The sequence below is a fragment of the Pseudomonas sp. 2822-17 genome (assembly GCF_002742485.1).
Lineage (GTDB): Bacteria > Pseudomonadota > Gammaproteobacteria > Pseudomonadales > Pseudomonadaceae > Aquipseudomonas > Aquipseudomonas cyclaminis.
This window is the reverse complement of record NZ_LJRZ01000738.1, coordinates 105329-124485: the sequence shown is the minus strand read 5'-3', so window position 1 is coordinate 124485 and position 19157 is coordinate 105329. Positions and strand designations below refer to the sequence as shown.

Sequence of the window (19157 nt, the reverse complement as noted above, 5' to 3'; positions counted from 1 at the left end):
AACATTCTCCAGATAAAAAAACGCGAACCGCTCAAGTGGCGCCTTGAATTGGTTCAAGACCCTACACCAAAGCGTTGTGTATGACAGCGTGTATAAAACATGGCCTTTTAGAACTACCGAGCAAAGCCACTAGTTCGCCATGCCAGCAACTATTTTCTTAAACCAATCGACTGGTAGGTTTAGCCTTAGTTCAAAATCGTAATGAAATATTTCTTATTTCACGCAAAAATTAGCTTTTGTTTGACTTATAACCGCAAGAATTGCCTTAATTATGCGGTTTTCGCGGTTCAAAATGCCATCTCGTGATATCGCCAAGACATCATCTATAACAATAACTAATACAATTATTAAACTTACAGAATCTGCAAAATCCGCCAAGTAATTGCAATTAGCCATCGGTTAAACATTGCGATCAAGGCGAACTATTGCCCACGAAAAAGTGACGAGCGTCGTCCTATTTTTACTGAACTGTTGTCGGAGAAACCCATGAATAAACGCAAAATGATCGGTGCACAGTCGGCATTTGCCCTGCTGACGCTGGCCGTGTCCCAGGTGCATGCAGCCACCAGCCCCGCCCTGGACGAAGGCCGGGTGAACCGTGCGGAAAAGGCTGCGGACAAAACCCTGGCGAAGATGACCATGGAAGAAAAACTCGCCTACATCGGCGGTACCGGGGGCTGGGACGTCAAGCCGCTGAGCCAATACGGCATCCCGCAGATCCACGGTGCCGACGGCGGCGTCGGTGTGCGCTACACCAGTGAAGGCAACGCCCAGGGCGTGGTCTACCCTTCCGGCCCGAACCTGGCCGCCAGCTGGAACCCGCGCCGCGCCATCGACCTGGGCCGCGCCCTGGGCTATGACACCGCCAGCGGCGGTTATCAGTTCGTCACCGGCCCCGGCGTGAACCTGTACCGCATGCCCTACAGCGGCCGTGCGTTCGAGTACCTGTCCGGTGAAGACCCGTTCCTCGGCGCCAGCCTGGGGCCGGCGGTGATCAACGGCATCCAGTCCCGTGGTGTGTGGGCCAACGCCAAGCATTTCGCGGCCAACGACCAGGAAAGCAACCGCTTCCACCTCGACGAGATCATCAGCGAGCGGGTGCTGCGCGAGATGACCCTGCCGCCCTTCGAGTCCGCCTCGAAGAACAGCAAGGTGGCGATGATGATGTGCGCGTTCCAGAAGGTGAACGGCGAGTTCGCCTGCCAGAACAAACACTTGATGCGCGACATCCTGAAGACCGAATGGGGCTACCCAGGCTTCGTGCAGAGTGACTACAACGCCGTGGTCAACGGCTTGCCGGCGGCACAGGCCGGCACCGACCTGGACATGATGGGCTACCAGATGAACAGCACGGTGCTCAAGCCGTTCCTGGACAGCGGCGAGCTGAGCAGCGCGACCATCGATGACAAGGTGCGGCGCATCCTCAAGCAGATCTACCTGTACAAGTTCGACAGCAAAGCGCCGCTGACCAGCCACAACATGAACAGCGCCACCAGCAACCGCGTGGCCTTGAACGCCGCGCGCGAAGGCATCGTGCTGCTGAAAAACCAGAACAACCTGCTGCCCCTGGATGCCAAGAAGGTCAAGACCATCGCGGTGGTCGGCAACCTGGCCAAGTACGCACCGCCCACCGGTTTCGGCAGCGCGAATGTGATGGCGGCCAACTACATCAGCGAGCTGAGCGGCCTGCAGCAATTGGCGCCGGGTGCCAAGGTCGAGTTTATCGACGGCCTGTCCCTGGACCCGACGGCCTCCAATTGGACCCACACCGACAACGACGGCAACAGCGTCAAGGGCGTGAAGACCGAGTTCTTCAGCAACACCAACTGGTCCGGCGACCCGGCGGCCAGCCGCACCGACCGCCATGTCGACCTGGACTGGTCCACCGACAGCCTGCCGGTCAACGGCGATACGGCGGCCACCTCGATCCGCTACAGCGGTCAGATCACCCCGACGGTCAGTGGCGAGCAAGTGTTCAAGGTCCGCGCCGACGGTGCCGTGCGCCTCTACGTCAACGGCAAGAAAGTGCTGGATAACGGTGACGGCAAGCCGCTGCCCAACAACAGCATCCCGCCGACCATTCCGGTATTCGCCAAGGTTAATCTGGAAGCCGGCAAAGCCGTAGACATCAAGCTCGAATACTCGCGCCGCAACGGCTACCTCTCGACCATGGGCGGTCTGGTGGGCGTGCAGATGAGCTGGGCGTCGCTGGTCGCACCTCAGGACCTGGCCAAGTACGACGCCGTGCTGGTGGCGGCGGGTAACAGCAATGAATACGAAGGTGAAGGCTTCGACCACAGCTTCGACCTGCCGGAGTTCCAAGGCCAACTGATCCAGAGCATCGCCAAGGTCAACCCGAATACCGTGGTCACCCTGCACGGCGGCACCGGGCTGAAGATGAGCGACTGGATCGAGCAGGTACCGGCCGCCTTGCATGCGTTCTACCCTGGGCAGAACGGCGGCCAGGCGCTGGCGGAGATCCTGCTGGGCAAGGTCAACCCGTCGGCCAAGCTGCCGATCAGCATCGAGCGCAACATCGAAGACAACCCGATCTACGCGACTTTCCCCAAGTTCGACAACCAGGAAACCCTGGCCGAGATGAGCTACAAGGACGATCTGTTCCTGGGCTATCGCGGCTACGAGAAAAAAGGCATCAAGCCGCTCTACCCGTTCGGCTATGGCTTGTCGTACACAACCTTCGGCTACAGCAACATCAGCGTGACGCCGGGGGTGGCGGTTGCAGGGGCGCCGATCAAGGTGTCGTTTGACCTAGCCAACACCGGCAAGGTGGCAGGCGCCGAAGTCGCCGAGCTGTACGTGGGCCAGAACAACCCGAAAGTCGAGCGTGCGCTCAAGGAACTCAAGGGCTACAAGAAGGTGTTCCTGAAGCCGGGCGAGAGCAAGCGTGTGACCATCGAGCTTAACGACCGCTCGCTGGCCTACTACGACGTCAAGAGCAAGCAATGGGTGGTGGACGCTGACAGCTTCAACCTGTCGGTGGGCGCGTCGTCCCAGGACATCCGCCTGAACGCCAAGCTGGTCAACCCGTTCCGCCAGGAACTGTCGACCACCACCAGCAACCCGCTGCCGCGTTCGGCGCTTAATTCGACGCTGCGTGAATCGACGGTTAAAACCGGCGGCGTGCTGCATCAGAATGAAGGGGATGGCGGCACCAGCGACGGTGATGGCTATGACATGAGCGATGACACAACCCAGGGCAGCGCTGCCGGTAACTGACGGGTAACAGAAGGTGCTTTTTGTGGGAGGGGGCTTGCTCCTCCCACATTTGGACCAGGTTTGGCCTCAGGTTCGGATGGCCGCTTCGACCCGCGCAATGTAGGTATCGAAGCGCGCCACCAAGTCCACTTGCTCGGGAAACCGCAGCCATTGGATCTGCAGGCCATCCATCATGGCCAGGATCTCCTCCACCAGCCCGGCGATGTCCACATCACCGCGCACCTCCCCCGCCGCCACCAGGTCGGCAAACTGCCCTTGCATGCGTTGGTGAATCGCCGCGTAGCGCGCCTGGAACCAGGCCCACGCCGGTTGGGTGTCCAGCAGGCTTTCGGCATTCAGGATGGTAAACGCGCGCACCACGCCAGGCGCCGTGGCATTCGAGCGATTGATCGCCCGCAGGCTGCCGAGCAAACCATTCAGGGATTTCTCCGCACGCACTTCATCGGCAATGCGCTGGTTGACCTCATCGCGCCGCTGCAACACGCCCATCAACAGCGAGATCTTGCTGGGAAAATGATGCAGCAACCCGGCCACCGAGATCCCCACAATGCCCGCCACCTGGGCCATCGACGCACCGCTGTAGCCTTCCAGGGAAAACACTTGCAAGGCAGCGTCCAGCAGCTCTTCGCGGCGTTTTTCACCTTTGGGCGCACGGCGGGTCTTGGGGGCAGGTTCGGTCATGGGCAAATCCTTGTGGGCGGCAGAAAAGCTCAGGCGCTTTCCCGTTCGATCAAGTGGCAGTCCAACAGGTTCAAACGCTGTACGGCCTGCGGCAACACGCCCAGGCTTTGCAGCACGCGGGTTGCCGCGAGGACGCCGATCTCCAGGGCCGGCGGTTTGATCGTGCTCAGGCTCGGCAGCAGCATCTCGGCAAACGGGTAGTCACCGAACCCCAGCACCGCACACTTTAACCCGCAACGCTGCCCGGCCAGCAGACCACCGGCGGCCAGGTTGTCGTTGGCGAAGAAAATCGCGTCCGGCGGTGTGGCGCGGCCCATCAAGGTTTCCATGGCCTGCCTGCCCGCGTCGAACGCTGCGCGGTCGGCGTCCGGGACAAACGCCTCGGGCTGCAGGCCCAGCTCGATCAGGGTCGCGGCAAAGCCTTCGCCACGCTCCTGGGCGCTGAAGTCACCCGCCACGCTGTTGTGCACAAAGGCCATGCGCCGATAGCCCTTGTCATGCAGGTAGCGTGCGGCGGTGACGCCGACCTGATAGTGGGAAAAACCGATCTGCACCGGCGCGCGTTCGGGCACGTAGTCCCAGGTTTCCACCACTGGGATATCCGCGTCGGCGATCATCTTTTCAGTGGCCGCGCTGTGGAAGCGGCTGGTCAGCACCAACGCTGCCGGCGACCAGCCGAGAAACGCCCGCACCGCGCTTTCTTCCTGCTCGGCGCTGAAGTAACTCGACGCCAGCAACAGTTGATAGCCGTGCTGGCTGAGGGTGTCACTGAAGCCCTGGATCGTGTTGGCAAAAATCGGCCCGGAGATGTTCGGGATCACCATCGCCACGATCCGCCCACGCGCCGACGCCAACCCGCCAGCCACCAGGTTGGGCACATAACCCAGCTCGGCAACCACCTGGGCAATGCGTTCACGCCGTTCAGGCGACACCTGCTCGGGCTGGTTGAAGTAACGCGACACGGTGATCGCCGATACCCCGGCCTGGCGCGCCACCGTATTCAAGGTGACGCGCCCGGCGCCACGGCGTTTGCGCGGTTTGTCTTCGTTCACGGGTAAACCCTGTTAACAACCAAAAAGAATATAGGACTAATTTTTAAGTATTTGACGCTCTAAAGCAGAGCTCACAATAATGCCGATGTTAGCGCTAACAAAGCGCGCTGTCTGCTACTCGCTCAAGCGAATGCCCACGACAGTTTCACAGGCGCTGACGGTCGCAGAACCGCAGCGGACCAGGGCATTTCTTTTGAGCGGGCACAGCATGCACAAACACTCTCACTTATTGTTTCTTGCCGGTCTGACCGCGCTTCCAGTGGCCGGCACCGCTGCCGCCGACGAGCCGCAAGCCACCCTCAAAACGGTGACCGTCACCGCCACCCGGCGCGAAGAATCCCTGCAGAAAGTCCCGGTGGCGGTCTCGGTACTGGACGGCGAGCAACTGGAGCGCGACAACCGCAACGGCGTGGCAAGCATTGCGCAACAAGTGCCGTCGCTGAATTTCCGCACGGGAGCATCGAACAAGGACACCTCGCTGTTTGTGCGGGGCGTCGGCACCATTTCCACCTCCCCTGGCGTGGAGCCGACCGTGGCCACGGTGATCGACGGCGTGGTCTACGCGCGCCCCGGCCAGGCCACCCTCGACCTGCTCGACCTGGAGCGCATCGAAGTGCTGCGCGGTCCCCAAGGCACGCTGTTCGGCAAGAATGCCTCGGCCGGTGTGCTGAATATCACCAGCAAGGCGCCGACCGCCGAGACCCACGGCTATATCGACCAGTCCTACTACAGCGGCAATGAAAGCCGCACCCGCTTCGGCATCGGCGGCAGCCTGGTGCCGGACGTGCTCAAGGGCTCGGTCAGCACGCTGTTCGGCAGCTACGACGGCAACGTCGACAACCAGCACAACGGCCAGGAGGTCAACGGCTACAACCACAAGGGCATTCGCGGCAAGCTGGAATTCACCCCCAATGACGACATGACGCTGACCCTGATCGCCGACTACATGCAGTCCCACGACGACGCGCCGAACGGTGTCGTCAGCAAGTCGCTGAGCCCGGCCTTCAGCAACGCCTTGAGCCCGGTGCGCGCGTCCAGCGACAACCGCGACATCAACACCGACACCCGCAGCCATGTGCAGGACACCAACAAAGGTTTATCCGCCCAGTTGGACTGGAACCTCGGCGACTACACCCTGACCTCGATCACCGCCTGGCGCGGCTGGGACAACACCCAGTACCAGGACGGCGACCGCCTCGGCAGTGTGACCGCCGCGTTCCCCGGCACCGCCGACAAGGGTCAGCTGGACTTCGACCAATACTCCCAAGAGCTGCGCCTGGCCTCGCCCAAGGGTGAATTCCTGGAATACGTCGGCGGCCTGTTCTACATGCACGGCAAGGACGAAGAAACCTACCAGCGCGCACTCACTACAACCACACTCACCACCACCACCCGCACCGAGCGTGGCGTCGCCGACTACAGCACCACCAGCGACAGCTACGCCGCGTTCGGCGAAACCACACTCAACTTCACCTCGCGCTTTCGCGGCATCGCCGGCCTGCGCTACACCCATGACGATCTGAAATACGATCACCGCCGTGTGTCCACCTCGGCCACCACCGTCAGCGGGATTCAACCGGCCACCTCCAGCTCCGGCTCGGTAGACGAAGACGGCTGGTCCGGCCGCCTCGGCGTGCAGTACGACATCAGCGATAACGTCACCAGTTACCTGACCTATTCACGCGGCTACAAGGGCCCGGCCTACAACGTGTTCTTCAACATGCAGCCGCGCGACACCGATGCGCTCAAGCCGGAAACCTCCAATACCTGGGAAGCCGGGATCAAGGCCACCGCCTGGAACAACCGCTTGACCACCAATCTGGCGGTATTCCACAGCGACTACGACAACTACCAGGCCAACTTTTTCGACACGGTCGCCGGCCAAGTGGTGACCCGTTTGATCAACGCCGGCAGCGTCAGCACCGAAGGCGTCGAGCTGGATTACGCCTTGCAGGCCACCCAGCAACTCAAGCTCTCCGGTGCCCTGGCCTACACCCGTGCACGCATCGATGAATTCGCCTGCCCGGCGGGCGCGGCGGCCACCTGCAACGTCAATGGCAAACCGCTGCCCTACAGCCCGGACTGGAAAAGCTACGTACGCGCCGACTACACCATCCCGCTGGATAACGGCCTGGATATCGAACTGGGCACCGACTACAGCTGGCAAAGCGAAGTGCAGTACGACATCAGCCAGAACCTCGACACCAAGCAAGGCGCCTACGGCATCTGGAACGCCAGCGTGGCCCTGGCCGACTACAGCAACGGCTGGCGCGTGGCGCTGCTGGCGAAAAACCTCGCCGACAAATCCTACTCGCCGCTGCTGGCCAGCGGCGGCAACTACATCTACCGCGCCGTACCCCGTGACGATGAACGTTACTTCGGCGTGCAACTGCGCAAGGATTTCTGACATGAGCCGTCAACTCAAACTCGGCGCCTTTCTCATGGCCACCGGGCACCATGTGGCCGCCTGGCGCCATCCGGACGTACCGGCCAATGCAGGGCTGGATTTCGCCCAGTACAAACACCTGGCGCGGGTGGCCGAAGCGGCCCGGTTCGATGCGCTGTTCGTGGCCGACAGCATTGCCACGCCCACCGGCGAGATCGCCAGCCATATGGCGCGCTCGGATCATTTCGAGCCGCTGACCCTGCTCTCGGCGTTGAGTGCAGTGACCGAACATATCGGCCTGATCGCCACCGCAACCACCACCTATAACGAGCCCTACCACGTGGCGCGCAAATTCGCTTCGCTGGATCACCTGTCGGGAGGGCGCGCGGGTTGGAACCTGGTGACCTCGGACGCCGCTGCCGAGGCGCAGAATTTCGGCCGTGATGAACACGTGGACCATGCCGAGCGCTACCGCCGCGCCCGCGAGTTTCATCAGGTGGTGACGGGCCTGTGGGACAGCTGGGAAGACGACGCCTTTGTGCGCGACAAAGCCAGCGGCAACTACTACGACCCGGCGAAGCTGCACGTGCTCGACCATGCAGGCGAACACTTCCGGGTCAAAGGCCCGTTGAACGTGGCGCGCTCGCCCCAGGGCCAGCCGGTGGTCGTGCAGGCGGGTTCGTCGGAAACCGGCCGCGATCTGGCGGCGCAAACCGCCGAGGTGGTGTTTACCGCGCAGACGTCGCTGGGCAATGCCCAGGCGTTTTATGCCGACCTCAAGGGGCGCCTGCCTCAATACGGACGTGCGCCGGACTCGCTGAAAATCATGCCCGGCGTGTTTGTGGTGGTCGGGCATACCGAGGCCGAGGCCCAGGCAAAATTCGCGGCCTTCCAGGACTTGGTCGAACCCGAGGTCGGCGTGGCATTGCTCGGGCGCATGCTGGGCAATTTCGACCTGTCCGGCTACCCGCTGGACGGGCCGCTGCCGGAACTGCCATTGACCGACAGCGGGCAACGCAGCCGCCAGCAATTGCTCAGTGAACTGGCCCACCGCAAACAACTGACACTGGCGCAGTTGGGCCGGCGCATTGCCGGTGGGCGCGGGCATTACAGCCTGATCGGCACGCCGGTGCAGATCGCCGATGAACTGCAAAACTGGTTCGAAAACGGCGCGGCGGACGGCTTCAATATCCTGGTGCCCCATCTGCCCGGTGGGCTTGAAGATTTCGCCCAGTGGGTAGTGCCTGAACTGCAACGACGCGGACTGTTTCGCACCGAATACAGCGGCACGACCTTGCGCGAAAACCTCGGTCTGGCCCGCCCGAAAAATCGCTTCAAGGAGGCTCAAGCATGAAAGTCCCAGCACTGTTATTGGCCCTGCTGATGAGTCAGACCGCGTGGGCGGCCGCGCCCGCCGCCCTGCGCATCGGCTACCAGAAAGGCTCCATCGCCCTGGTCCTCGCCAAGGAACATGGCCTGTTGGAAAAACGCTTCCCGCAGACGGACGTGAAGTGGATCGAATTCCCCGCCGGCCCGCAGATGCTTGAAGCGCTGAACGTGGGGGCACTGGATGTGGGCTCCACCGGCGACATCCCGCCGCTGTTCGCCCAGGCCGCTGGCGCCGACCTGGTGTACATCGGTGCCGAACCACCCAAGCCCAGCGCCGAAACCATTCTGGTGCGCAATGACAGCCCACTGCGTTCGGTGGCGGATCTGAAAGGCAAGAAGGTCGCCTTCCAGAAAGGCTCCAGCTCCCACAACCTGATCCTGCGCGCGCTGAATAAAGCAGGCCTGAGCTACAAGGACATCCAGCCGGTGTACCTGCCACCCGCCGATGCCCGCGCCGCGTTTGAGCAAGGTAGCGTGGATGCCTGGGCGATCTGGGAGCCCTACTCGTCCCTAGCGTTGAGCCAAAGCCCGAGCCATGTGCTGGCCAATGGTGAAGGGCTGGGGTTGTCGGGGCCGGTGTACACCGCACGGCGTGAGTACGCGCGGGACAATGCTGGGTTCGTGCATGACCTGCTGGGTGAGTTGACCGCCGCCGAAGCATTGACCCGCAGCCAGCGCGAGGACAGCCTTAACGTGCTGACCCACTTCATGGGCCTGCCCGCCGACGTGGTTGCGCGCTATATGGACAACCGCCCGCCTTCGCCGATTTTGCCGATTGATGAGGGGATCATTCAGGCGCAGCAGGCAACGGCGGATTTGTTTTTCCAGAACCGGTTGCTGCCCAAGGCGATCGAGGTGAAGCAGGCAGTGTGGAATCCCGAAGCCCACTGAGATCCAATGGCAAATGGGCTGTTGTGGTGAGCGGGGGCAAACGCCCTCTCACATTTTTTGACCGCGTCAGCCGTGAGTGCGGGTGCTTTTTTCCACGACGCACATCGGCGTACCGGAAACCGGCTCATTGATGATCTGCACCTGCACCTCGAACACCTCACGCATCAACTGCGCATTGATCACCGCCGCCGGCGTGCCAGCGGCCACCAGCCTGCCGCCGTGCATCACCGCCACATGCTCGGCATAACGACAGGCCTGATTGATGTCGTGAAGCACGGTGATCACGGTCTTGCCTTCAGCGGCCAGTTCGCACATCAGGTCCATGAGTTCGACCTGATGGCTGATGTCCAGGTAGGTCGTCGGTTCATCCAGCAATACCACCGGCGCGTTCTGCGCCAGCACCATGGCCAGCCATGCGCGTTGGCGCTGGCCGCCGGACAGGTCCGCCAGGGCGCGGTCGGTCAGGTTGTCCAGTTCCAGGCGCTGCATGGCCTGGGTGACCTGGGTTTGATCGCTGCCACTGAGGCGTCCCCACAGCGAGTTGTGCGGACTGCGGCCATAGGCAACCAACTGGCGCACGCTGACGCCTTCCGGCACGGGCAATACCTGCGGCAGAAACGCGATCTGCCGCGCCAACTGGCGGGCGGACAAGGCGCTGTACGCCTGGCCGTCGAGGGTCAGTTCACCCTGCGTGGGTTTGAGAATGCGCGCAAAGGCCTTGAGCAAGGTGGACTTGCCGCAGCCGTTGGGCCCGATCAGCGCGGTGACTTTGCCCGCCGGTGGCGCAAACGAAAGGCCCTGCACGATACGTGTGCCGCCGTAGCCGATATCGAGCTGGCTGGCCTGGAGAATACTCATGTCATCAACCCTTGAACCGTGCCAGCAACCAAAGAAAATACGGTGCGCCAATCACCGCTGTAAGTACCCCGGCGGGGATTTCGCTGGGCGCGATCAACGTGCGCCCGAGCGTATCGGCCAGCACCAGTAAAAGCGCACCGATCAGCATCGCCGCCGGCAGCAGGTACTGGTGATGCCCGCCCACCAGCCGCCGCGCCATGTGCGGTGCGACCAGACCGATAAAGCCAATCGGCCCGATCACCCCCACGCCCAGGCTGGTGAGCAGCACCGCGCAGGCCATCGCCAGCCAGCGCGTGCGGCTCAGGGCGGTGCCGAGGCTGTGGGCGGCTTCATCGCCGAGGGCGATCAGGTTCAGCGGTTTGGCCAGGCACAGCCCCAGCGGAATCAGCAACATAAACGGCAGCACCAGCGCCACATGGTGCCAGTTGCGGCTCCACAGGCTGCCGGTAAGGGCGAGCAGCGCGGTGTTGATATCCAGCGGGTGGGACAGGATCAGAAACTCGGTGACGCTGGACAAGGTCACCGCAATCGCCACCCCGGACAGCGCAAAACGCACCCCGGAAAAACTCACGCCAGTGTTGTACAGCGCCAGCAACAAAGCGCCGCCGGCACCGCCCAGGCAGGCCACCAGCGGCAGCCAGGCAACCGGCAAGTGCGGCCAACTGATGATCGCCACGGTCAGCGCCAGCCCGGCACCTTGGGTCACGCCGAGGATTTCCGGCGAGGCCAGCGGGTTGCGGATCACGCCCTGCACAATCGCCCCGGCCAGGCCAAAGGCGGCGCCGGCGAGGATCGCGATCAGGCTGCGCGGCAGGCGGTGGTTCCACACTTCGAAGTCGAGGGCGTCGTGGGCCAGCAGGCGGTCGAGGACGGTCACAGGCTTGAGCCACAGCGTGCCGGCGCTGAGGCTGACGAAGGTCGCCAGCAGCAACAGGCCGAGCAGCAACCACAGGCGAAAACGGGGGCGAATCATAGGGCGCGCCTGGCAAGGAATAAAAAGAACGGTGCGCCGATCAACGCGGTGACCACACCGGCCGGGGTTTCCACCGGAAAGGCCACGGCGCGGCTGAGCAGGTCGGCACCGAGCACGATCACCGCGCCCAGCGCCGCACTCAGCGGGATCAGCCAGCGGTAGTCGTTACCGAGAAACTGACGCAGGATGTTCGGCGCAATCAACCCGACAAAACCAATCGGCCCCACCGCGCAGACACTGGCGCCCACCAGCAACAGGCTGGCGACAAACACCTGCAAGCGCAGGCTGGCGATGCCCACGCCCAACGAGCGGGCGGCGTCTTCGCCGAGGTTGATCAGGTTCAGGCGTGGCGCGCACCACAGTGCCCACAGGCCGCCGATCAAGGTGCACGGCCACAGCAGTTGCACCTGGGCCGCGCCCACATTGGCGAGGGAGCCGGCCAGCCAGTTCAATACGCTTTGCGCTTGGGCCTCGACCAGAATCACCGTGAGCCGGGTCAACGCAGCGCACAACGCGGCCACCGCAACGCCGGCCAAGACCAGGCGGCCTTGGGCCGTGGCCGGCGACCAGGCGCCACCGAGACTGAACACCGTGACCCAGGCCAGCGCACCGCCCAGGCAGGTCATCAACAAGGCACCACCGGCAAACGGCGGCGCGACCAAACCTGTCGAGAACAACGCCAACCCCAACGCCGCGCCCGCCGTCACGCCGAATAACGACGGCGAGGCCAGGCGGTTACGGGTGATGCCTTGCATCAATGCCCCTGCGAGTCCCAGACAGGCACCGACCAGCGCCGCGCACACCGCCCTGGGCACACGCAGTTGGGCGACGATATAGGCCATATTGCCGCCGACAGCACCTTGATGAACCAAGCCATTCCAGGCATCCGTCGCGGTCAGGGTGAACGGCGACCAACTGTACAACGACAACCAGAACAGCACCGCGCCGAGCAGCACAATGCCCGCCGCCGCGAGACTACGCGCCATGCTTATTGGCTCAGTACGGCGTTGCCGCCCTTGAGAATCGCCAGGGCGTCTTCGGCGATCTGCTCCGAGGCCAGCACCCCACGGTTGCGCGCCCAGCTGTCGCCATCCACTTCGGCCACGTGTTGATTACGTACGGCGCCGAGCACTTGCCACAGCGGTTGTTTGCTCCAGCTGTCGACGATGCTCGGGCGGCGGTAATGGCCGACCAATAACCAACCAGGATCCAACGCCAGCAGTTGCTCCAGGCTGACGAATTCGGTAGGGGCGGCATTGGCGCGCACCGACGGCACTTTCAGGCCAATGGCCTGGAGCACGCTGCCGGCGTAGGAGTCCGGGCCGTGCACGGAAAAGCTGTCTTCGCGGGCGACGCCGAACAGCACACTGGCACCGGCGGGGATCTGCTGGGCAATCTTGTTCAGGTTCGTGCGGTTCTGGGCGATGCGCGCTTGCATCTGCGGGCTCTTGCCCAGCGCCTTGCCGATCAGCTCGGCGGACTTGAGGCTGCCCTCATAGTCTTCACCACGGGACGGCAACAGCAGGGTCGGCGCGATGCTGGCCAAGTCGCTGTACAGCGCTTGATGGCGATTGAGGTCGGCGACGATCAGGTCCGGCTTGAGCCGGGCGATTTCCTCGATGCTCGGCTGCGAGCGCAGGCCCACGGATTTCCACTGGCCGATGGCCTGGCGCACGCGGGGCAGCACGCGATTGGCGTCGCCATCATCGGCGGCACCGACCGGCGTGACGTCAACGGCGGCGAGGCTATCGAGAAAGGAGAACTCCAGCACCACCACGCGCTTGGGCGCATCGGGCAGATGCACTGCGTGCTGGCCGTCGTTGAGGTCGATGGGGGCAGCGTTCAATACGCTGGAGGAGAACGCCAGGACGCAGGCGGCAAGGATCGGGATGGAGCGCAGCATTGGCATGACAGGTACCTCGGCGTTAAAACACCCCAGCTGGACAGGCTGGGGAAAACGGCGGGTACTATTCCATATCAGGGCAGCGTGATCAAAAAACATTCTCATTAACTGATGGGTTTCCACCTGTGGCAAGCGGGCTTGCTACAGGTGGGAAGGCATCAACCCACACAGGATGCACAGGTATCAGAAGTCGACAGTGGCCGACAGCAGGTAAGTGCGCGGGGTCGACAAGGTCAGGCCCGGCTCGCTGTCATCCGATGCGCCCGCCGAACTCCAGTAGCGCTTGTCGGCGACGTTCTCCACATTGGCCCGCAGGGTGATGTGTTTGTCGTCGACCTTGAACCCGTAGCGTGCACCCACGTCGATGCGATTCCAGGCATCGATTTCCTTGACGTTGGACTGGTCCAGGTACTGCGAGCTGGAATGGATGCCACGGCTGGTCAGGGTCAGGCCTTCGAGCATCGGCACGTCCCATTCGGCGCCCACGTTGACGTTGTACTTGGGCGTGGCCGGAGCGCGGTTGCCGTCCCAGGCGCCGTTGGTGGTGTCCTTGAGTTTGCTGTCGATGTACATCACACCGCCGAGCAGGCGCACACCCTTGAGCGGTTCGCCGAATACACTCAGCTCGGCGCCGGTGTTCTCGCGCTTGCCGTTAGGCCCGAACAGCCTCGACGTAGCGTTGGTCTCGTAGGCCGGTTGCTTGATGCGAAACACGGCGGCCGTCACGGCGAAGGCACCGGCGTCGTACTTGGCGCCCACTTCCACCTGGCGACTGACAAACGGCGGGAAGATCTCGTCTTCGTTGCGCGACGTGGACGGCGCGATCTTGCCCTGGCTCAGGCCTTCCATGTAGTTGGCGTACAGCGACAGTTTGTCGGTGGCCTTGAACAGCAAGCCGCCGGAGGGCGAGAGCTTTTCTTCGTCGTAGTTGGTTTTGCCTTTGACGCCATCGCTCCAGTCGTCGACTTTTACCCGCTGCCAGCGCGCACCGAGGGTCAGCAACAGGCGGTCTTCGAAGAAGCCCAAGGTGTCGGAGAGGGCCACGCCGCTGAAGCGGTTTTCGGTGTAGACCTTCGCATCCTGACGCGTGGCCACGGACGGCGTCGCGGTTTGCACCGGGTTGTAGAGATTGCTCGATGCGTTGGCATAACGCGCGCCACCGTTGGTGAAGTCCATATAGAAGTCGCTGAGTGCCAGGTTGACCTCATGGCTTACCGGCCCGGTATGGAACCAGTTGCGCACGCCGGCCGTGGCGGTGCGCACGTTTTCATCGCGGGTGAAATCCCGCGGCGATACCGTGAACGCGCCGGCCGCATTGCTCACCGACACTGCATGGCGCAGAAATTCGTGATTACTTTTACGCGCCCCCACGCCGCCGTAGAGCATCACCGAGTCACTCAGGTCATATTCGGCATTCACCGTGCCGAAGGTGTCCTTGGTGCGGGCCTTGCTCCAGGATTGCGCGTAGTTGCGGCGCACATCGTTGGCGCTTGGCACCGGCGCAGCGACGGCGACCTGCACACGCTCTTGCGGTGCATCGGTGTCACGCTCGGTACGGCCGATGTCGGTGGACAGGCGCAAGCGCTCGCCCCGGAAATCCAGGCCCAGCACGGCCATCTCGCGGTCGACGCTCTGGTGATCCCATTCAGTATCGCCGGACTGCTTCACGCCGTTGAAGCGCAGGCCGAACTTGTTGTCCTCGCCAAAACGCCGGCCTACGTCCACCGCGCCGCCGGCCTGGCTATCCGAGGCCCAACTGCCGGTGAACGAGGTGATGTCCTTGTCGGTGGCGCGCTTGGGCACCACGTTGATCCCGCCGCCCACACTGCCACGCGGCGAGATGCCGTTGATCAACTGGGTCGGGCCTTTGAAGATGTCGACGCGGTCGGCCATTTCCATGTCGATGGTGTAGGTCGGCAGCACGCCGTAGAGGCCGTTGTACGACACATCACTGTTGAACAGGCTGAAACCGCGAATGGTGAACTGCTCGTAACGCCCACCGGCCGGGTTGGTAGCGCGTACCGACGGGTCGCTGTTGATCAGGTCACCGAGGGTGCGCGCCTGCTGGTTCTTCACCGCATCGGCGGTGTAGGTGGTCATGCTGAACGGCGTTTCCATAAAGTCCCGCGTGCCCAGCAACCCTTGGGAACCACGGCGTGCCACTTGGCCACCGGCGTAGGTGTCGCCGTCGTACAGGCCGGTGGTGCCGAGGATGGAGGTCGGCGCCAGTTCCAGGGTGCTGCCCTCCGGCGCCGGCATCAGCATATAGGCCTGTTCGCCCATGGGTTGCAATTGCAGGCCGGAGCCTTGCAGCAGGCGTGCGAAGCCCTCTTCCACGCCGTACTCGCCGGACAAACCGCTGCTGCTGCGCCCGCTGACCAGCGCCGGGTCCACCGACAGGTTGACGCCCGACAACCCGGCAAAACGGGTCAGCGCCGCGCTCAGGCTGCCGGCCGGCACTTGGTAGCTGCGGCGGGCGGCGCTGTCTTCGGCAAAGCTGGTGGGGACGAACAGCGGGCTGGCACTGAGGCTCAGCATCAGGCTCAGTTTGAGCAACGGGCGCAAGCGCAAGGGTAGGACTGCGGGCATGGGAGGAAGCTCTCGATTTTGTTCACTTACCTGCAATGACAGGCGAGGTGAGAAAAAGGGACAGGCTTCGACATTTATTTTTCAGCCTATGGGTATATCCAGCCCCACTTTGACCCGGTCCAGCGTGGAGGAAGCGGGTTTGGCCATTCGGGGCGTGCTCGACAGGGTGAGAAAATTTATCGAAAACAGCCTCGATTCATCTTCAGGGCAGGCCAGAGAATTAGGGCGGCCAGCGAAGTGTCCGTTCTCGCACAGGACACCGATAAGCTCAGCATGCTGGCGTTCGCTCTCCATGAACGCCTACGACAAAAAATGGCGCCCACTGAATGCAAAGGCTGTAACACAGTTAACCAACGCCTCCCCAGGATTGCTGCTACAAAAGCGCCAAAGCCTCTTCACCAGTGACGCTTACCATGAATCAAAAGCCCCCCTCCCATTCATCAAGCGCAGGGTACTGGATGGGCAAGCTGACGCCGCCGCAGGTGCTGCCGACGTCTGTTGCACGAGAAGCACTCCTGGCTTCCATGAAGGAGAACGCACTTGTCCCCCTGACGCTGTTGACGGCTCCAGCCGGCTACGGCAAAACCACCCTGCTGATGCAATGGCATGCAGCACTGCGGCAACAAGCACCCGATACCGTATCGGCTTGGCTGTCGTTGGATGACGCTGATGTCGAACCCAACCGCTTTCTTGCCTACCTGATCCTGGCCTTGGACCAGGCTGGCGTTGAACTGGCGCACTTGCCCCACCTTGCGGCCTCGCAGGCATTGGACGTGCAGCCCCGACGTACACTCAATGCTTTATTGCAGGCACTTGCCCGGGAAAACCGTGTAATCACCCTGTTTCTGGATGACTACCATCTCGCTGCCAGCCCCGAGGTAAGCGCCCTCTTGAGCCATTTGCTGGAGCACGCGGCGCCTTGGCTGCACTGGGTGGTGGCCAGCCGCACACCTCCAGACTGGCCATTGTCACGCTGGAAAGCCAAGGGCTGGGTACACGAAGTCTGTGCGCAGGCGTTGACCCTGTCCCTTGAGGAAGCCCGCGACATTCTCGGCGCTGATCTGGACGCCACTGCCTTGTGCCAGATACATAAGGCCACCGAAGGCTGGGCCGTAGCGGTGCAACTGGCCCGTTTATGGCGCACGAGTAATGACGGCTCGACTTACGGTTTGAGCGCCTTCTCCGGTGGTGTGGCTGATGTTGCCAACTACCTCACCACGCACATCTTCACCCGCCTGTCCGAAGACTGCCAATCACTGCTGCTGCAGACGTGCCTGCTGCAACGCTTCAATGCCGACCTGGCAGACGCGGTGCGTGGTCGTCATGACAGTGCCGAACAGTTGCGCCAGCTTGCGCACCTGGACACCTTGCTGATTCCGCTCGATCCGGAGCGCCAATGGTTCCGCTACCACACCCTTCTGCGTGACTTTCTGCGTCTGCGTGTCAACAGCCGGCAGCGCCAGTCTATTCATCGTGCGGCGGCACACTGGCTCGCGGGCCAGAGGGATTGGAGCCAGGCCGTTCACCATGCGCTCAAGGCTGACGACATCCCCTTGGCAGTGAACCTGGTGGTCAGCGCGGGTGGGTGGGAGCTTGTGCTGCACCATGGCATCCGCTACGCCCAAAGTTTGCTGCAACAGTTCGATGCCGCCACATGCAGCGACCATCCCGATCTCCTGCTGCTCCAGGCCTATCTGCACGCCAAGCTGGGTGATCACGCGCTGTCGACGCAATTGTTGCAACGCGCCAGCGGCAAGGTCGTCGGGAACGCGCGATTAGCCCGCGACCTTCACGTCATCCAGACCCTCGCCGCAGCCTATCAGGATCGTCTGGACACTCTTGATGCCAAAACCCTGACCGTCCACGCCCACTCATCCCCACTCGACCAGACACTCGCACAAGCGACCCTGGAGTGCGTGCTGGCCCTGGCCGCCCTGACGCGCGGCGAACTGGACGCGAGCCTGCGCAGCATCAGAGACGCGCACGTCAAAATGCGCGTCATTGCCAGCCCACGCGGCGAAAACTATTGCCGCATTCACGAAGCGCAAGCCCTGGCACTCGCTGGACGTGTCGACGCCGCCGGTGTGTTGCTGGAGCAGGCCCTGACCTTTGCCACCCAGCAATTCGGCCAGGAAAGTTCGCTGCGGGCGCTGGTGGGCTGTTTCAAGGCCAGGCATCTGTATTGGCAAGGTGAATGGGCGCAGACCCCGCCTTGGCTTGAGGACGGCTGGGCCGCGCTGGAGCATGCCGACGGCTGGCTGGATATTGTCGCCGTAACGGCTGAAGTCACCTGGCGCACACGCTTGCGTAGCCATGGCCTGCACGCGGCGCTATTGGAACTGAACCATGTGGAACAGTTGGCCAATGCCCGCCAATGGCCACGTCTATCAGGGTTGGTGCAGGCCTGGCGTATCGATGCGTGGGTGCAAGGCGGACAATTGCCGACAGCGCGCCAAGCGCTCTTGCAGATGGATCTGGAGCGCACCGCCAACTGTGCCCAAGACTGGCGTAGCCAAGAAGCCGCCACGCTGGCGTTGGCTCGCATGCAGTTGCAGAGCGGTTTTTCGGCTGCGGCGCTGACCCGCTTGCGACGTGCCGCGACAGAGCTAGAGACAAAAGGGCTACTGCTGCCGGCCTGGCGCCTGAGGTTGATGGCCTTGGCCGCCAGCAGCAAGGTGCGAACACTTGATGCCAAGGACACCGCACAGGCCCTGGCCCCGATCATCCAATATGGACTGCCAGGGTTGCTTCTGGAAGTGGGGCCTTGCCTGCTGCCGGCGTTGTTGGAGTATCCGACGCCGCCGCCCATGCTCACCTCGGTGATCAAGCGGTTGCGTGGCTGGCGGGCGCATCCCATGCCTGCCCACAGCGTGTTGAGTGCAAAAGAACGCCAGGTACTGAGCCTGCTCTCCCACGGTCAATCCAACAAAGCCATCGCGCTCGCATTGGACATCTCGGAAAACACCGTGAAGTTTCACCTCAAGCACCTGTTCGCCAAGCTGGGGGTGGACAACCGCACAGCCGCAATCAGCGCGGCACTGCGCCAAGGCTATCTCGACGCCTCGCTCTAAGCCGCCAGCCTACCCAACCGGGTAGGTGCAACGGGCAATCGCTCGTCCCCTACCCGCCCCACCCGTGGTAACTCGCCCCCTGCACTGCCTAGCATCGTGACCATCCGCAGAGGATGGTCGCGACGGC

General features: G+C 62.7%; 12 protein-coding genes. 5 read left to right on the top strand and 7 right to left on the bottom strand.

Translation table 11 applies throughout. The features are described from left to right. Nucleotides 1-486: 486 nt before the first annotated feature. Nucleotides 487-3237 carry a glycoside hydrolase family 3 protein gene (locus tag AOA60_RS24650; RefSeq protein WP_099586533.1) on the top strand — a complete coding sequence of 917 codons (2751 nt, stop codon included), beginning with the start codon at nucleotides 487-489 and terminating at the stop codon, nucleotides 3235-3237. Between the two features lie 66 nt (nucleotides 3238-3303). Here the strand turns inward: AOA60_RS24650 and AOA60_RS24645 are convergent, their stop codons facing one another. Continuing rightward, nucleotides 3304-3918, bottom strand: coding sequence for a TetR/AcrR family transcriptional regulator (locus AOA60_RS24645; protein ID WP_099586532.1), 615 nt, complete (start codon nucleotides 3916-3918; stop codon nucleotides 3304-3306). 29 nt (nucleotides 3919-3947) lie between these two features. Next, entirely contained in the window at nucleotides 3948-4970 is a 1023-nt protein-coding gene (locus tag AOA60_RS24640) for a LacI family DNA-binding transcriptional regulator (protein WP_099586531.1), read from the bottom strand. 208 nt (nucleotides 4971-5178) lie between these two features. On the opposite strand from AOA60_RS24640, the gene AOA60_RS24635 reads away from it, so the two are divergent. Genes AOA60_RS24635 through AOA60_RS24625 form a run of 3 tightly spaced genes read left to right on the top strand, consistent with a single transcriptional unit; the run spans nucleotide 5179 to nucleotide 9636 of the window. After that, nucleotides 5179-7377 carry a TonB-dependent receptor gene (locus AOA60_RS24635; RefSeq protein WP_099586530.1) on the top strand — a complete coding sequence of 733 codons (2199 nt, stop codon included), beginning with the start codon at nucleotides 5179-5181 and terminating at the stop codon, nucleotides 7375-7377. A 1-nt stretch (nucleotide 7378) separates the two neighbouring features. Then, nucleotides 7379-8710, top strand: coding sequence for an LLM class flavin-dependent oxidoreductase (locus AOA60_RS24630; RefSeq protein WP_099586529.1), 1332 nt, complete (start codon nucleotides 7379-7381; stop codon nucleotides 8708-8710). Then, a complete protein-coding gene (locus tag AOA60_RS24625) occupies nucleotides 8707-9636 on the top strand; it encodes a sulfonate ABC transporter substrate-binding protein (RefSeq protein WP_099586528.1) in 930 nt (309 codons plus the stop codon). Before AOA60_RS24630 ends, AOA60_RS24625 begins: the two co-directional genes overlap by 4 nt. 66 nt (nucleotides 9637-9702) lie before the next feature. On the opposite strand, the gene fecE is transcribed toward AOA60_RS24625, so the two are convergent. The 5 genes from fecE to AOA60_RS24600 all read right to left on the bottom strand — a co-directional run bounded on the left by fecE (nucleotide 9703) and on the right by AOA60_RS24600 (nucleotide 15959). Next, the gene (gene fecE / locus AOA60_RS24620) at nucleotides 9703-10494 is read right to left on the bottom strand and encodes a Fe(3+) dicitrate ABC transporter ATP-binding protein FecE (RefSeq protein ID WP_099586527.1); all 792 of its coding nucleotides are present in this window, start codon (nucleotides 10492-10494) and stop codon (nucleotides 9703-9705) included. A gap of 4 nt (nucleotides 10495-10498) precedes the next feature. Continuing rightward, complete coding sequence (locus AOA60_RS24615; protein ID WP_099586526.1) at nucleotides 10499-11467, bottom strand: iron chelate uptake ABC transporter family permease subunit; 969 nt, start codon at nucleotides 11465-11467, stop codon at nucleotides 10499-10501. After that, nucleotides 11464-12453 carry an iron-dicitrate ABC transporter permease FecC gene (fecC, locus tag AOA60_RS24610; protein ID WP_099586525.1) on the bottom strand — a complete coding sequence of 330 codons (990 nt, stop codon included), beginning with the start codon at nucleotides 12451-12453 and terminating at the stop codon, nucleotides 11464-11466. Before fecC ends, AOA60_RS24615 begins: the two co-directional genes overlap by 4 nt. Before the next feature lie 2 nt (nucleotides 12454-12455). Beyond that, complete coding sequence (locus AOA60_RS24605) at nucleotides 12456-13370, bottom strand: Fe(3+) dicitrate ABC transporter substrate-binding protein FecB (RefSeq protein WP_099586705.1); 915 nt, start codon at nucleotides 13368-13370, stop codon at nucleotides 12456-12458. Between the two features lie 183 nt (nucleotides 13371-13553). After that, nucleotides 13554-15959 (bottom strand): TonB-dependent receptor, encoded by a 2406-nt coding sequence (locus tag AOA60_RS24600; protein WP_099586524.1) that lies wholly within the window; start codon nucleotides 15957-15959, stop codon nucleotides 13554-13556. Nucleotides 15960-16417: 458 nt separating this feature from the next. On the opposite strand from AOA60_RS24600, the gene AOA60_RS24595 reads away from it, so the two are divergent. Continuing rightward, on the top strand, nucleotides 16418-19030 hold the full coding sequence (locus tag AOA60_RS24595; RefSeq protein WP_256592884.1) for a LuxR C-terminal-related transcriptional regulator: 2613 nt from the start codon (nucleotides 16418-16420) through the stop codon (nucleotides 19028-19030). Nucleotides 19031-19157 lie beyond the last annotated feature (127 nt).

Coding starts and splice junctions, on each gene's coding strand:
- AOA60_RS24650 (WP_099586533.1), top strand. CDS start 487: ATGAATAAACGCAAAATGATCGGTGCACAGTCGGCATTTGCCCTGCTG.
- AOA60_RS24645 (WP_099586532.1), bottom strand. CDS start 3,918: ATGACCGAACCTGCCCCCAAGACCCGCCGTGCGCCCAAAGGTGAAAAA.
- AOA60_RS24635 (WP_099586530.1), top strand. CDS start 5,179: ATGCACAAACACTCTCACTTATTGTTTCTTGCCGGTCTGACCGCGCTT.
- AOA60_RS24630 (WP_099586529.1), top strand. CDS start 7,379: ATGAGCCGTCAACTCAAACTCGGCGCCTTTCTCATGGCCACCGGGCAC.
- AOA60_RS24625 (WP_099586528.1), top strand. CDS start 8,707: ATGAAAGTCCCAGCACTGTTATTGGCCCTGCTGATGAGTCAGACCGCG.
- fecE (WP_099586527.1), bottom strand. CDS start 10,494: ATGAGTATTCTCCAGGCCAGCCAGCTCGATATCGGCTACGGCGGCACA.
- AOA60_RS24615 (WP_099586526.1), bottom strand. CDS start 11,467: ATGATTCGCCCCCGTTTTCGCCTGTGGTTGCTGCTCGGCCTGTTGCTG.
- fecC (WP_099586525.1), bottom strand. CDS start 12,453: ATGGCGCGTAGTCTCGCGGCGGCGGGCATTGTGCTGCTCGGCGCGGTG.
- AOA60_RS24605 (WP_099586705.1), bottom strand. CDS start 13,370: ATGCTGCGCTCCATCCCGATCCTTGCCGCCTGCGTCCTGGCGTTCTCC.
- AOA60_RS24600 (WP_099586524.1), bottom strand. CDS start 15,959: ATGCCCGCAGTCCTACCCTTGCGCTTGCGCCCGTTGCTCAAACTGAGC.
- AOA60_RS24595 (WP_256592884.1), top strand. CDS start 16,418: ATGGGCAAGCTGACGCCGCCGCAGGTGCTGCCGACGTCTGTTGCACGA.